The sequence below is a fragment of the Chthoniobacter sp. genome, from assembly GCF_040003245.1.
Taxonomy (GTDB): domain Bacteria; phylum Verrucomicrobiota; class Verrucomicrobiia; order Chthoniobacterales; family Chthoniobacteraceae; genus Chthoniobacter.
Genome location: NZ_JBDUCX010000185.1, coordinates 1 through 13,760 on the forward strand (window position 1 = coordinate 1; position 13,760 = coordinate 13,760).

The 13,760-nt window shown below is 62.1% G+C and carries 10 protein-coding genes; 5 read left to right on the plus strand and 5 right to left on the minus strand.

Going from position 1 to position 13,760, the window contains the following annotated elements; translation table 11 throughout:
• The first annotated feature begins 82 nt into the window (after window positions 1-82).
• On the plus strand, window positions 83-1,030 hold the full coding sequence (locus tag ABJF10_RS21920) for an ABC transporter permease (RefSeq protein WP_348546746.1): 948 nt from the start codon (window positions 83-85) through the stop codon (window positions 1,028-1,030).
• A gap of 138 nt (window positions 1,031-1,168) precedes the next feature.
• Entirely contained in the window at window positions 1,169-2,140 is a 972-nt protein-coding gene (locus tag ABJF10_RS21925; protein WP_348546747.1) for an ABC transporter permease, read from the plus strand.
• An 886-nt stretch (window positions 2,141-3,026) separates the two neighbouring features.
• Here ABJF10_RS21925 and ABJF10_RS21930 read toward each other — a convergent pair.
• The 5 genes from ABJF10_RS21930 to ABJF10_RS21950 all read right to left on the minus strand — a co-directional run bounded on the left by ABJF10_RS21930 (window position 3,027) and on the right by ABJF10_RS21950 (window position 10,155).
• The gene (locus tag ABJF10_RS21930) at window positions 3,027-4,892 is read right to left on the minus strand and encodes an alpha/beta hydrolase (RefSeq protein ID WP_348546748.1); all 1,866 of its coding nucleotides are present in this window, start codon (window positions 4,890-4,892) and stop codon (window positions 3,027-3,029) included.
• 87 nt (window positions 4,893-4,979) lie between these two features.
• Entirely contained in the window at window positions 4,980-5,786 is an 807-nt protein-coding gene (locus tag ABJF10_RS21935) for an SGNH/GDSL hydrolase family protein (protein ID WP_348546749.1), read from the minus strand.
• A 122-nt stretch (window positions 5,787-5,908) separates the two neighbouring features.
• A complete protein-coding gene (locus tag ABJF10_RS21940) occupies window positions 5,909-6,880 on the minus strand; it encodes a hypothetical protein (protein WP_348546750.1) in 972 nt (323 codons plus the stop codon).
• Between the two features lie 129 nt (window positions 6,881-7,009).
• Window positions 7,010-9,433 (minus strand): glycosyltransferase, encoded by a 2,424-nt coding sequence (locus tag ABJF10_RS21945; RefSeq protein WP_348546751.1) that lies wholly within the window; start codon window positions 9,431-9,433, stop codon window positions 7,010-7,012.
• The gene (locus ABJF10_RS21950; protein ID WP_348546752.1) at window positions 9,394-10,155 is read right to left on the minus strand and encodes a polysaccharide deacetylase family protein; all 762 of its coding nucleotides are present in this window, start codon (window positions 10,153-10,155) and stop codon (window positions 9,394-9,396) included. Before ABJF10_RS21950 ends, ABJF10_RS21945 begins: the two co-directional genes overlap by 40 nt.
• A 241-nt stretch (window positions 10,156-10,396) precedes the next feature.
• Here ABJF10_RS21950 and ABJF10_RS21955 point away from each other — a divergent pair, with 241 nt between their 5' ends.
• The 3 genes from ABJF10_RS21955 to ABJF10_RS21965 form a co-directional block, all read left to right on the plus strand.
• Window positions 10,397-11,236, plus strand: coding sequence for a hypothetical protein (locus tag ABJF10_RS21955; protein ID WP_348546753.1), 840 nt, complete (start codon window positions 10,397-10,399; stop codon window positions 11,234-11,236).
• 286 nt (window positions 11,237-11,522) lie between these two features.
• The gene (locus ABJF10_RS21960) at window positions 11,523-13,313 is read left to right on the plus strand and encodes a phospholipase D-like domain-containing protein (protein ID WP_348546754.1); all 1,791 of its coding nucleotides are present in this window, start codon (window positions 11,523-11,525) and stop codon (window positions 13,311-13,313) included.
• 64 nt (window positions 13,314-13,377) lie between these two features.
• Window positions 13,378-13,760: hypothetical protein (locus tag ABJF10_RS21965; protein ID WP_348546755.1), on the plus strand; the 383-nt coding region annotated here is incomplete at its 3' end.

The following is a 13,760-nucleotide window of genomic DNA, read 5'->3' on the forward strand; positions in this document are numbered from 1 at the left end:
TCGAGATCGATCCGGGTTATTTTGCCGAGGCGTGCTCGCGTCTTGGCATTTCCCCGGGGATATGAAATCTGCATAGGCGAACGTGTTCGCCTTTATCCTTCGCCGCTTCGTCTCGATGCTCGTGGTGCTCTTTTGCGTCATCACGCTCACGTTCCTGCTGGTGCGGGTCGCGCCCGGCGGACCGTTCACGCGGGAGCGCGTGATCAAGCCGGAAATCCTCAAGCAGATCATGGCCAAGGTGAACCTGGACGGCACCTTGTGGGAGCAATACACAACCTATCTCGGCGTGCGGAAGAACAGCGCGGGCAAATACAGCGGGCTGCTCCAGGGGGATCTCCAGATTTCGCTGAAGTTGCGCGACCGTAGCGTGAGCGACATCCTGGTGCAGACATTGCCGATTTCTTTCACGCTCGGCTTCGTGGCCTTTCTCCTCGCCAGCGTCGGTGGGGTCTGGCTGGGGAGTCTCGCGGCGGTGCGGCATCACACGCCGACCGATGCCGGCGCCATGCTCGCGGCGCTGTTTCTGATCAGCGTTCCGAATTTCGTGGTGGGCCCCGTGCTCATTTTGGTCTTCGCCGTCAAATTGCAGATCTTCCCCGTGGGCCAATGGCTGAGTTGGTCGAGTCTGGTGCTGCCGGCCATTACGCTCGCCGGACCTTATATTGCCTACGTCGCCCGGCTCATGCGCACCAGCATGCTCGAGGTCTTGCACCAGGATTTCGTGCGCACGGCCTACGCCAAGGGGGTGAATGAGCGGCGGGTGATTTATCAACACGCGTTGAAAGTCGCGATCCTGCCGGTGGTCAGCTATCTCGGCCCGCTGGCGGCCAATCTGCTCACTGGCTCCCTCGTGGTGGAAGCCATCTTCAACATCCCCGGTGCCGGGCCGTTTTTCGTCAACTCCATCCTCAACCAGGACGTTTTCCTCCTCGAGGGCGTGGTCATCGTCTACTGCGTCCTGCTCGTCGTCCTCAATCTCGTGGTCGACATCGCCTACACCTGGCTCGACCGCCGCATCCGCCTCGAATAATGGGACACGATTTATTTTCACCGCGGAGGCGCGGAGGCGCGGAGAAGAAAGAGGAGATGCGCGGAGTCGTGGCAATACTCCATTGCTCCTCTCTCCTCCGCGCCTCCGCGTCTCCGCGGTTGAATTCTTTTCCGGCTGATGAGTAGCGCCACGCCTCCTCCTCCCGGCGCGTGGGTGCGCTTGCGCAAGAATCCGGTCGCGGTCATCGCGATGCTCATCCTCGCCTTCATCGTGCTCGCGGCGATCTTTGGCCCGCTCTTTTGCGCGCGCTACGTCCCGTCGGACACCGGCCAGCCCGTTTCCTGGTGGCAGCAGGTCACCGCTTTTGAAACCGCGCACGTCACCTCGCGCGATCAATACGCCTATCCCAGTGGCGCGCACCTCTTCGGCACCGACAACAATGGGCGCGATGCCTTTGCGCGGGTCATCGAGGGCGCGCGCATTTCCCTGCTGGTCGGCATCAGCGGCGCGCTCATCAGTCTTTTCGTCGGCACGACCTACGGGCTGGTCGCCGGCTATGTGGGCGGGCGCACCGATGGGATCATGATGCGGGCGGTGGAGATCCTCTACTCGCTGCCTCGGCTCATCATCCTCATCCTCTTCACCTTCGTCTTCGACAAGCATTTCAAGACTTGGCTCAGCGCCAACGGGCATCTGGCGCTCGTCGGTTACTCGAAGATCATCATCCTCATCGTCACGCTCGGTCTCATCGAATGGCTCACCATGGCGCGCATCGTCCGCGGGCAGGTGCTCTCACTCAAGAGCCTGCAATTCGTGACCGCCGCCCGCGCCCTCGGGCAGAGCCACGCCCGCATCATCTTCCGTCATCTGCTGCCGAATATCGCCGGCATCATCATCATCTACCTCACGCTCACCATTCCCGCCGTGATCCTTGACGAAAGCTTCCTCAGCTTCCTCGGCCTGGGTGTGCAAGCGCCGCAGGCGAGCTGGGGCAGCCTGCTCAGCGACGGCGCGCAGGTCATCAACCCGGTAAAAAGCTATTGGTGGCTGCTGCTCTATCCCGCGCTGGTCATGTCGATCACTCTCCTCGCGCTCAACTTCCTCGGCGACGCCCTGCGCGACGCCCTCGACCCGCGTTCGCGGCGGTAAGGCAGAACCGTTCGGTTTCATGAGTCGCCCATGCTCCGGCGACACGCACAGCGCTTTGGTGGATCGCGATCTCCGAGAGCGATGGGAAAAACCCACGCGCGCAGCGCCCATTTTCCTCCCCCCAAGCCGCCGCCAAGTGAAATTTTCCGCAATGGAGCCAACAGAGCCAATGGAGCAATGCACATTTTTCGCCCGGTCATGCGACACTTCCCGTCATGAACACCGACGATCTCATTACCCTCGCGACCGCCAGAAACAGCGTGGCTCGCGGGTGTAGGGTGCGTGTCCCCACGCGCCGGGCTGACGCTGCGCACCTGGCTCACTCCGGGCAGCCGGCGAGACGCACTTGCTCTTCTCTCTTTTCGCGATGCGTTGCGGGCGGCCTGTTCCACAACCGGCGCGCTTTCTATCGAGCCAATCCCAGTGGAATCCCACTCGCGATCTCAACGGGAATCCCACTCCGCTCCCACCCCGACTCCAGTGTGAATCCCACCGATCCCACTCGATCCCACTCGCTTTTTTTCTACCGCGATTCCGCCGGAGCTCGCGCGCGTGGAACAGACGACCGGGCCGGATCGCCTGCCGGCATTGGAATTCAAACCTGCACCACCCTTCCTCAAGCCGAATTAAGGCAAATCAAGGTAAATCAAGGCAATCAACGTGCGAGAAAATCGGCAGCATTACCCAGAACCCCGCGCTCCGAGGCCGATGCAAATCAAAGAGTTCCAGGCGAGGAAAATGCAGCCGATTTAAGGTGCCTTAAGCCCTCTTAAGGCGATTTAAGGTGCGAGATTTTTTTCCGAGGGGCAGTGGGCGCGAACCGAGCGGGCTGAATCGACGCTCCAGACCCCGGCGAGGAGTCACTGCGAAGCTCCCGAGTCGCCGCTTACTTCTTCAACTGCTGGTCGAAGAAATGGAGGATGAGGTCCTGCTGCGCCTTGGGGTCGGGATCGGAGGCGGGATCTTCCGGCTTTTCCGGCCGCAGGCCGTGACCGCCGTTCTTGACGCGGATGAGTTCGTAGGGCACGCCCGCTTTCTTGAGCGCCGCAGCCATTTCCTCGGCTTGGTGGATCGGCACGAGATGATCCTGCTCGCCGTGGAAGATGAGGAAGGGCGGCGTCTGCGCGGTAACGTGCAAAGCGGAACTCGCCTGCTTCCACGCGTCGATCTTCGCATCGTAGCCGCCGCCGAAAAGTTTCACGAGACCGGGATGGTCCTCCAGCGTCGTGCCGATGGTGGGCCGGCCTGCGGGGGTAAAATCCACCGGCCCGGCTTCGTCCACCACGGCCTGCACGCGGCTGCTCATATCGTGGAAGTCACCCACATCCAGGCTGCTCTCATTGCCCAGCGTGCCGAGGCAGGAAACGAGATGACCGCCGGCACTGTGACCCATCACGCCGATGCGATTCGGATCGACGTGATATTTCGCCGCGTTCGCGCGCAACCAGCGGATGGCCAGCTTGCAATCCTCGATCTGCGCGGGCCACGGCGCCTCGCCGCTCAACCGATATTCGACCGTCGCGATGAAGTAGCCATTTTGCGCGAGCTGCATCGGCAGGTAACCCTTGTGCGTGCCGCCCGCCCAGCCGCCCCCGTGGATGAGCATCACCGCCGGCATCAGCTTCTCCGGCGTTTGTTTCGGATAGCCGATATCCACGTGCAACTCTGTGCCGTCCACCTTGCCGTACGCGACGTCTTCCTGCACTGCGACCCCGTCTGGTGGATGGTAGAACGGCTTGTGCGCGGCCGACTTCGGCGCCGGCCCCTTCAACTTGTCGATGAGAAAGGCTTCGATGGTCTTGTGCTTCACGTCGGGCGCGTCGGGATAGACCAACTCGCACTCCACGCCGAGACGGTGCAGCTTCTCCTGCAGCTTCACTCCGTAGTTGGAGGTGTGGGTCGGATCTTTCTGCTCCTGCCCGAGTGCCGGCACCGCGCCGTAGATGAGGTAGATGGGTGGGTCATCCGCGCTGGCGTGCTCGATCGGCGAGTATTCCTTGATCCACGGGAGCAGTTCCTCGCGGTGGGCGAGAAATTCTGCAAAATTTTTGTCGCGCGTCTTGAGATCGTTCGGATCCATGAAGCCGAAGGCATGTCCGCCGTAGCGGCTGTTTGGCGTCCATTCCTTGAGCTGCTGCGGATCGAGCGAAGTCTGCGCCCCGTTCACTGCGGCGCACCACAGGCGCGTGGATTCACGAGAGACCGGGTCGGTGCTCTTCGGGTCCGCCATGTCGTCGTGCATGGCCAGCCAGATGCTCGAGCACGCTCCCGCCGAGCCACCCGAGGCGCCGATGCGCTGCTTGTCGATATTCCACTCGGCCGCTTTGCTGCGCACGAACTGCAAGGCGCGCGCCGCATCTTCGAGCGGCGCTTTCACCGGCGGCTTCACACCGGCGATTTGCGCCTGCCACGAGTAGCGATAGTTGATCGAGACGACGGAGATGCCCGCGGCGAGGCAGCTCTTGAGGCTGCCCGGGTTTTTCTTGTCGCCCGCCACCCACCCGCCGCCGTGAATGAAGAAAAGCAACGGCGTCGGCTTGTCCGACTCCGCCTTGTAAAAGTCCAGCACCTGCCGCTCGTGAGCGCCGTAGTGGACATCGGCCAGCGTCGGCTTGGGCAGCGTGGGATCGGGCGTCGCCGCTGGCTTGGGAGGGGCCGGGGTGGCGGGTAGGGGAGCATCCGCAGCGGTTAAATGACCAGCGAGGACACCAAGAAGCGCGACGCGAAGAAGACGGGAGAAACGAGGGTGCATGGCGAGAGAACCAGCATCGTCACGCTTTTCTTGGGTTGGCAATCGCGCACTTGCCGGATTCGGCCGCACAGGAGCGAAGCGCCCGTCTTATCTTGAGCCGAGATTGGAGGCGATGGTGGCCGCGACCTGCTGGCCAAGCAGCTTGTAACCCTCGGCGTTGTAGTGGATGTCGTGAGGTTTGCGGATCTCCGCCACGTGCGGCGTGATAAACGTGAACAGATCATCCGTGGGGATGCGGTGCTTCTTCATCACCGCCGCGGCAATGGCATTGCGCTCGACGATGGCGGCGCAGATCGACGCGCCCTCCGCCGTATCCGGCGGGGCCGGCGTGGTGCTGGCCCAGACGATTTTCGCGCCCGTGTTCACCAAGCGCGTGGTGATCTCGTCGAGCCGCTGCTCGTACTCGGCGGGCGGCGTGGTGAGATCGTGCAGGCCGAAGTTGAAGTAGACCAGGTCCCACTTTTGGCCGTCGAGCCACACGTCCAGTTTCTTTACGCCGTTTGCCGTCGCGGCACAGTTCTCGGGCGCACGGTGGACATTGGCTTTCCCCGCGAGCGCCTGGCGTACGGGCAGCGTGTAGCCGCAGGAGATGGAGTCCCCGATCAGCAGGACGCGTGGCAGCCTCGGATCATCCTGCGCGTAGTCGTATTCCGTTTGCTTTCCCGCCACCCTGTCCCGCTCGTAGAAGAGCCGGTTGGCCTTGCCGAGATTTTGTTGGAGCAATTTTTCCCAAGCCTGCTGTTCGGGCGGGAGCGTGGCCATCCAGGCGAGGTAGGCCGCATGATGCCTGGTGGCTTCGGGAGCCGGTGTGGAAGAGGCCTTCTCCGCGGCCGGGGTGGACGCGACCCATAGGCACAGGAATAGGAGAACGAAATAAGCGGGCAGTCGGAGCATGGTGAATAACAGCGTCACAGGGAGCGGGGATCCTTGGGGGATAGAACCTCTCCGAGGCGACGCGGCGAATTTTGCCGCCACCCCGTTTTTTTCAAGCGGGCAGTGCCGTTCGCCGCCCAGATTTATTTTGTAATGAATTTCCTTACGAAGTCCCGCACTGACCGCGTAAAGGTCCACTCGCCGTTATCGGGCAGACACCGCGACGGCGCCCCGATCCAGCTCTCAATCACGTACGCATCCGGTTTTCCATCGATCAGCGCGTAATCGTATCCCTGCTGCATGATCGCCGTGTACCAGGTGCTGTCATCGGCCAGCCCGCGCTTGCTCGCCGCCGGATACCCCGACGCCCAGTAGATCAATTGAAACGGCAGCTTCTTTTGCCGGCACCAGCGCTCGAGCTCGCGCACATCCTTCCACGAGCCCTTGCCCTGGGCATTGAATCGCAACCAGTCCACATCCAGCCGGTAAAAATCGAGCCCGCGCACGCCTTTGTCCGCCAGTCGTTTGTTCAGCGCCTCGATCCAGCGCTCATGGTCTTCCACCGAGGAAGACGGATACGCCTCGATATCGCCCACCAGCATTTCCGGGAAATGCTTCCGCACTTCGGCCACGTAGTTCGCCGTCTCCTCCACCGCATACTCATCCGATTCGTGAATATGCTCGCGCGTGCAGACCAGCGGCTCGTCCATCGCTACCGCGTAAAGATTCGCCCCCAGCTTTTGCAGCCGCTCCCAATTAGCCTTCTCCTTGGCAAAGCACTCCGCGCCGGTCTTCCCCCATTCCTTGATGGCCCCCGCCTCCAAGGCCAGCTTCAGCTTCCAATCGCGCGCCTGCGCAAACCAGCGTGTCAGCTCCGCATCATCTTTGAAATTTCTCTGGAATCCGAGGTCGGTGTAAAAGAGCACGTCGACCAGCGCCCGCGTGTCCTTCCACTCACCCGGCCTCTCGAACAACTCGCGGAACGCCTTCGCATTGTCCTGCCCCGGCGGACTGATCCAAAACGTCGGTCTGGCCTTCGGCGCCTGCGCGCGAACGGCCGAAAGCGAAGCGATAAAAACAAGCGCGGCGAAGCAAAGGTGAGGAATACGGATCACGCCGCAACCAATCTTCAAATCGCGTCAACGATAGGCCCAATCTTCATCGCCGTGGAATATTCACAAGGTGCCAGCTTCGAGTTGCTCCAGGTAGATGAAGTCCGGCGCCCCGCCGCGGGGCCGGGCGCGTTAAGTTTCCGACGACGCCCAGAACATCCGCGCGGCTTCCTGCCAGTCGCGGTCCTGCACGGTGCGGTGGGCTTCGATGCCCATGGCCTGCCGCAGGCCGGAGTCGTCCGCGAGTTGCTGGACGCGCTGGGTGAAATCCGCGACGTCCAGCGAATGGGTGATGAAACCGGTCTTGCCGTGCTCGATCAGGTCCTTTGGGCCGCCTTGGTCGGAAACGATGCACGGGACGCCGGAGGCGAGCGCCTCGAGGATGACGTTGCCGAAGGTGTCCGTGGTGCTGGGGAAGAGGAAGACGTGGGAGGAGGCGTAGGCGCGCGCCAGCTCGATGCCGGCGAGATAGCCGGTGAAGGCGGCGTCGGGCACCAGTGTGCGCAATTCCTTGAGGTAGGGACCGTCGCCCACGAAGGCCAGGGCGCTGCCGTTGCGGCCGAGCTTCGACCACGCTTGCACGATGATATCGAGGTCCTTCTCCTTCGACACGCGGCCCACGTAGAGCAGCACGGTCTTGTCGCGCGCGATGCCGTGCCGCTGCCAGAATTCCGGGTCGCGTCGGGTGGGATGGAAGAGGGTGGTGTCGAGCCCGCGCGGCAGGATGCGAATGCGCTCGGCGGGAATGCCGCGGTCGATCCAGGCGCGCCGGTAGCCTTCGCTATTCACGTAGAGGAGGTCGAGTTGGTCGTAAAACCACTTCATGAAGCTCCACGTGAGTGTCTCGAGGAAGTTGTCGTCGGTCAGGATGCGGACGTACTGCGGGAAATCGGTGTGGTAAATGCCGCTCGTGCGCAGGCCCAGCATCTTGCCGGCGAGCAGCGCGGTGAGGCCGATCGGGCCGGGCGTGCTGATGATCAGCTCGGTGAAACCTTCGCGCTGGATGTAATCGATCATTTGCAGGAGCGGCGGAAAGCTCAGCTTCTGCAGTTCGTACTCCGGCAGCTCGAACTCGCCGACGGGGGCGAAATTCTTGATCGGGATGCCGGTGATGGTGATCGTCGAGCGGGAGGTGACCACCGTGAGGTCGTAACCCTCGGCCACGCACGCGGCCGTCAGTTTGCGGATGGTGTTGGCCACGCCATTGACGTCCTCCAGCGTGTCGGTGAACCACGCGCGCTTCTGGTTTTGGAGGCCCGGCGGCTTTTCGCCAGCGAGCGCCAGGCTCACTTCTCCGAGCCAGCGCCGGTCGGGCGCCTGGCTGCGAAAGGCGTAGAGATAAGGCGCCAGCGGCGCGAGCACCGGCAGCAGCACGCTGATCTCCTGGATGGCTTCGATGAGGTTGCCGCTGGAGACTTGCTTGATGAAGGTGGTGAAGAAGCGGAACGCGAGCTGGTTGACGAAGAAGTTCGCGATGACAAAGGCGCGGCGCTCCGGCTCGGTGATGCCTTCGGTTTCGCGGGCCAGCAGGGCCTTGATTTCGCCGCCGCTAAAGGTGGAGGAGAATTGCTTCCACAGCGAAGCGTTGGCCGGCTTGGCCAGCTCGAAGATTTTCCCGCTGGCGATGCCCTCGGCAATGAAGCCGAGCTTGTCCGTCCACGAAAACTCGGTGGGATCCTCGCCTTCCATGAAACGGGAGAAAGCCTTCCCGAGCAGGCTGGAGCTTTTCGCCCCGGCAAATTTGCTGCCGATGAATTGGCGCAGGTTGTTGTAGAGGCTGTGCGACGCGGCCAGAGGGGTGCCGCCCGCGCCGCGCATCGCGCAATGCCCTCCGCGGACTGCTGCGAGAAAATCGGCCACGGTGCTTCCGCCCTCGGTTTCGGTGTAGGCCGACGCGGGATAAATCCCGCCGTGGTCGTCGGAACCCGCGACGAGGATTTTTTTCCACGGCTCGGCGTGGGTGGGCGCGAGGCCGTGCCGGTCGGCGAGTTGCGCGATCTTCTCCGGCGTGAGCCGCGTGAAGACGTGGCTCGCGACTTCGCTCAGGAGCTTGTCGCGGAGCCCGTTCAAGCCCTCGAAGTGCTGGAACAGCAGGACGAGCTTTTCCACATGCGCGCGAGCCAGCCGGTCATCCACCCGGTAAAGCGGATGCGCTACCGCGTGCGCGAGTTGCTCGGCGGCGAGATATTTTTGCAGGTCGAAGATATTCTCCCGCAGCGTCTGGATCTCGCGGTGCTGCGCTTCGTTGAGTCCCCACACCAGTAAATGCACTTCGCAACGGTCGTCGGGAAAGCGCGTGCTCACCTGCTCGCTGAGGAAGACGCCGGGACGGTCGGCGATCTCCAGGCAGCCTTCGATGCGGTTGTGATCGGTGAGCGTCACCAGGTTCATCCCGCGTTCGCGAAGCTTTTCGTACTGCCGTGCGGGTTCCGAATAGCTGTCGGGCAGCCCGGCACGGCGGAAGAGCCATTCCGGGGCGCGGTCGCTGAAACGGGAGTGGAGGTGGAGGTCGGCTTTCAAGGTGGGGTCGTCGCGATTCGTTGCCGCGTCAGCCAAGCGAGATAGGTCAGCGGTTCGCGCTCGGCAAGTGCCCGCGTGACGAGTTCACGTATTTGTTGCCAAACCTTCGCCTGGCGCAGATCGACAGGATGGATGGAAATACGGAGCAGCGGGTTGGCCGTCAGCCGGCCAAAGAGGAACGCATTCCAGGCGAGGCTCACCTGCCGGCGCCACGCACTGCGCACACTCCAGACGAGGGATTGCGAGGCAAACGAGCGTCCGCTGCGCAAGTCGAGCACGTCGCCGAGCCGCGTGGTGTATTCGCATTGCAGATCGCGCAACGCGCACTCCGCTTCATCGCTCAGCAGCCAGGCCGGCGCGATGAATCCCGCGGTGGCCACTCCGAGTTGCTGGAATTCCGTGCGGGCCTTGGTCACCAGCACGGTCGCCGAGGCCCGGTCGAGATCGTAAAACTCGCCTTCATCCGCCGTGTAAAAGCGCGTCGTGAGCTTGTCCCGCAGGCTCTCGCCGCCCTGCCGCTCGCGCTGGTGATGGTAGCCGTGGACGACTACCTCGTGCCCCGCCGCCGCCTGCTCTCGCAGCCACGGGCCGAACTCCGCGTCCGCCAGCATGTGGCCACGATGATGATGATCGGGAATCACGAGCAAGGAAGCGCACGGCACACCTAGCGCGTGCAATTCCGCCAGGATTGTGCCGCACTCCACCCGCGTCATCGGCGAGACGTCATGCAACGACACCACGAGAGAACGATTCCTCATGGCATGGGGTGTGGGGACACGCGCCCCACACCCCACCGCGGGACCGGAGCCGGCGATCGCGTCCCGGCGTGTCATACGGAAAATAGTCCTTGCATAAGTATATTGAAACAGTAGAGAAATAGCGCAGCAGGAACGAACCTTGTGTTCATTCCCAGCCTCCCACCAGTTCGAACTGGTGGTCAACGCTCATGGCGACCGATTACCGCAGATACGGTCCGGTTCGCGATCCAAACTACCTGTCATGTCTTTCATTCCCAATCACGTTCTCCCGTCCACCGCCCAGCAGCCACCGTCCGCGCCGCGCGGGCCGGATGAAACCGCTTCCCACGTGGCGGAAATCCTCGCGCCCTTGCACGAGGTCGCGCGCGATTCCGCGAGCCTTATCGCCAGTCGCCAACCTATTGAAATACGGAGACTCAGCGCCGAGATTCACAAGTTCCTGCTCCTCGGCCAGCGCGGCGGTGGCAAGCCGATCCGGCTCGGTCTGTTCGCCGGTTTTGAGACGGGCAACGTCGAGACAGTGCGGGCGCTGGCGAGCCTGCTGCTCCAGCTCCAGGGCAGCCTCACCTTGAGCCGCGATTTTGCCCTCATCGGCTATCCGGTCGTCAATGTGCGCGGCTTTACCGCCGAGGCCGCGCCGCTGGCGGATTTCGAGGCGCGCTTCGCGCGAGACTCGGCCGAGGCCGATGTGCAGTTCTTTAAAACTGAACTGCGCAAGTGGAGATTCAATGGCCTGCTCTCCCTGCGCGTCGACCCTTCCGCGCGGGGCTTCTACGCAGCCGTGCGCAGCGAGATCATCGCCGCGGAGGTCGTGGAGCCCGCGCTCGCCGCCGCCGCGTCCGCCCTGCCGCTGGCCACGCAAGCGGTGAAAGTGCGCCCCGGCGACCGCTACGCACGCACTGCGGATTACGCCCACGGCCGCCTCAGCCCGCCCGCCGACGTGCAGCCCTATCCCTTCGAGATCGAGCTCTACGCCCCGCGCGGACCGATCACCGAAGAGCACACCGACGGCCTCTTCGTCGCCCTCACTGAGATCCTGCGCCTTTACCGCGCCTTCATCGCCCACGGGCAGGATCTCTAAAACCCGCTGTCTGGTCTGGTGGAGCGGCGGCGGTCGGGCGTTTCGCTTTCGCGGAGAGCGGGATCGCCTGGCCGCCGCTGCCGACCCGTTTTCGGGGGGCATAGCCCGGGCAGAGGATCATTTCATCCGGGCCAAGGCGGTCTGGTAAATGCCGCTTTCCATTTCGGCCGCTTTTCGGCAGGCTGCAGCTCGTGAAAGGAGAGCAGTCGGTGATCAAGTCTGCGTGGGCTTCCTGCCTCGGGCAGCCGTAATCCCGTGGGATCGCCGGACGCCGCTACGAAATATCATGACTGAGTTTGCCTCGAATAATGGAGTGAGTGTGCGCGCTCACAAAGGGGATGCAATGACCTTGCTGGCCTTCGATCTCGACGAAGCGAAAACAAAGAACTTCACCGGCTTCAGTGTGCGCATCACACCGGGTACTCGCGCGCCGTTTTACATGTACAATTTGCTGACCTACCCGCCGGCGGTCATGCAGAAGAATCACATTTCGAAGCACGATGCGATGACGACGGAGTTCTCGCCGATTCAGAAGTTCCGCTGGGTTCACGTGCCGGCGACGTTTCATCAGGTCAACGATCCATTCTACGGGACTTACACTTACGAGGTGACCGCGCGTTACCTCGTCGGTGACGTCCTGCAACCGCTGGATCCGTCGCTCACCGTCAAGGTCTCGATTGACGTGAGCCCCTTTCAGGTGGGCGATCTGCAAATAGGGTTCACACGCGGTTTCGTTTCCTCGCAGGCCTATGTGAATCACTTTGGTGAAAACGGCAAGGTGCGCCCGAATCAGTCCGATCTTATCTTCGATATCAAAGCCAAATCCGGCCCGGTCAAGCCGGACGAACAAACCAAGATCAGCGCCTACACTTTTGCCGACCAATTCGAGTGGATGGGCTGGCAGGCGCGCGCCCGCATCCTCGAGTTTCTCGATGCGACACTGGCCGATCCCAGCCTTGCCCTGGATGTCTTCGCTTTCGACTTGGATGAACCGGTCATCTGCGACCGTTTGCTGACGCTGGCGCGCCAGGGCCGGCTGCGGATACTCCTCGACGATTCCAGTACCCATACGGGACAGGACAAAGATGGGAATGCGGCCTTCGAGGATCAATTCGCGCAGTTGTTTTCCCAGCAAGCCGTCGCGCCCAGCGCGCTCGTGCGCGGTAGATTTCAGGCCCTCGCCCATTCCAAGGTCTTCATTCAGAAGATCAAGGCGGACAATACCGCGGTCAAGGTCCTGACCGGCTCGACTAATTTTTCCACCAATGGTCTTTACATCAACGCCAATCACGTCCTGATTTTCAATAACCAGAAGGTTGCGAAGCTGTACGCGGATGTCTTCCAGAAATCTTTTTCGAAGCCGCTCATGACGGCCTTTAAGAGTATCGATCTGGCGATGCAGGACCATGTTATCGGTGAAAACAACCTTCCGAACATGACGATCCGCTTTTCGCCACATACCCTGCCGGTGGCGACGGATTTCTTCAAAATCATCGCGGATCGCATCAAGGCCGCGCAGAGCGACGTGCTTTTCGCCATCATGAAGGACAACAGTGCCGGTTCCATTCTGGATGCGATTCGCTTTGTCCGGGAGAAACGGGATAACGACATCTTTTCTTATGGGGTGACCGACACCACCAAGACCGTGACGCTTTACAAGCCGCACACGCGGAATGGCGTGCTCGTAGCCGGCAAAGGTGGCGCGCACGTCCTGCCTCCGCCCTTTGATGAGGAGATCGGGTTCTCCGGCATCGCGATTCATCACAAGTTCGTGGTGGTCGATTTCAAGGGCGCGAATCCGGTGGTGTGGTGTGGCTCCAGCAATCTCGCCTTCGGCCCGGAACAGCGGAATGGCGACAACCTCATTGAAATTCGCGACCGTGTCGTGGTGACGGTTTTTGCCATCGAAGCCATCCGGCTCGTGGATCATTTCCACTTCCGCGATCGCACGCAAAACCAGGAGGCCATGAATCTCGAGGCCACCGCGTCCGCAGATGGGCCATGGTATGCGAGCTACTACGATGAGACCGACCTGCATTTCGTCGAGCGGACGCTCCTGATCTCAGGCGCGCCTTAGGAAGGGATTCACGAAAAGACGGCGAACATTCTTTTCTCTCCCGAAAGTGGGGTGAAAATGAGGCATGCATTTCCATCGACGGCAGTTCCTGTTGACGGGCGCCGCGGCGCTGGCGAGTCCGCGCTGGCTGAGGGGGGACACCGTGACCACGGTCGTCTTGCCGACGAACCACCGCGAGATGGTGCGAAGTCGGAAGCGGCGCATCGTGGTGCAGTACGACGCGAACGATACCTTGATGAGCTACTGGAAGCTGCACCCCGATAGCGCAGCAACCTTCGATCGTTTTCGCGACGCCATCTTCTCCTCTGTCGATGAGCCGGGCAGCCAGATCGACGCGATCTGGTGGGACATTGCCGCCACCGCCACCGGCTCCGTTTATCCCAGCAAGGTGGCGCCCACGACGCCTCCGCCGCTGGTGCTGCAATGGCACCGCGAGGGTCTCGACTG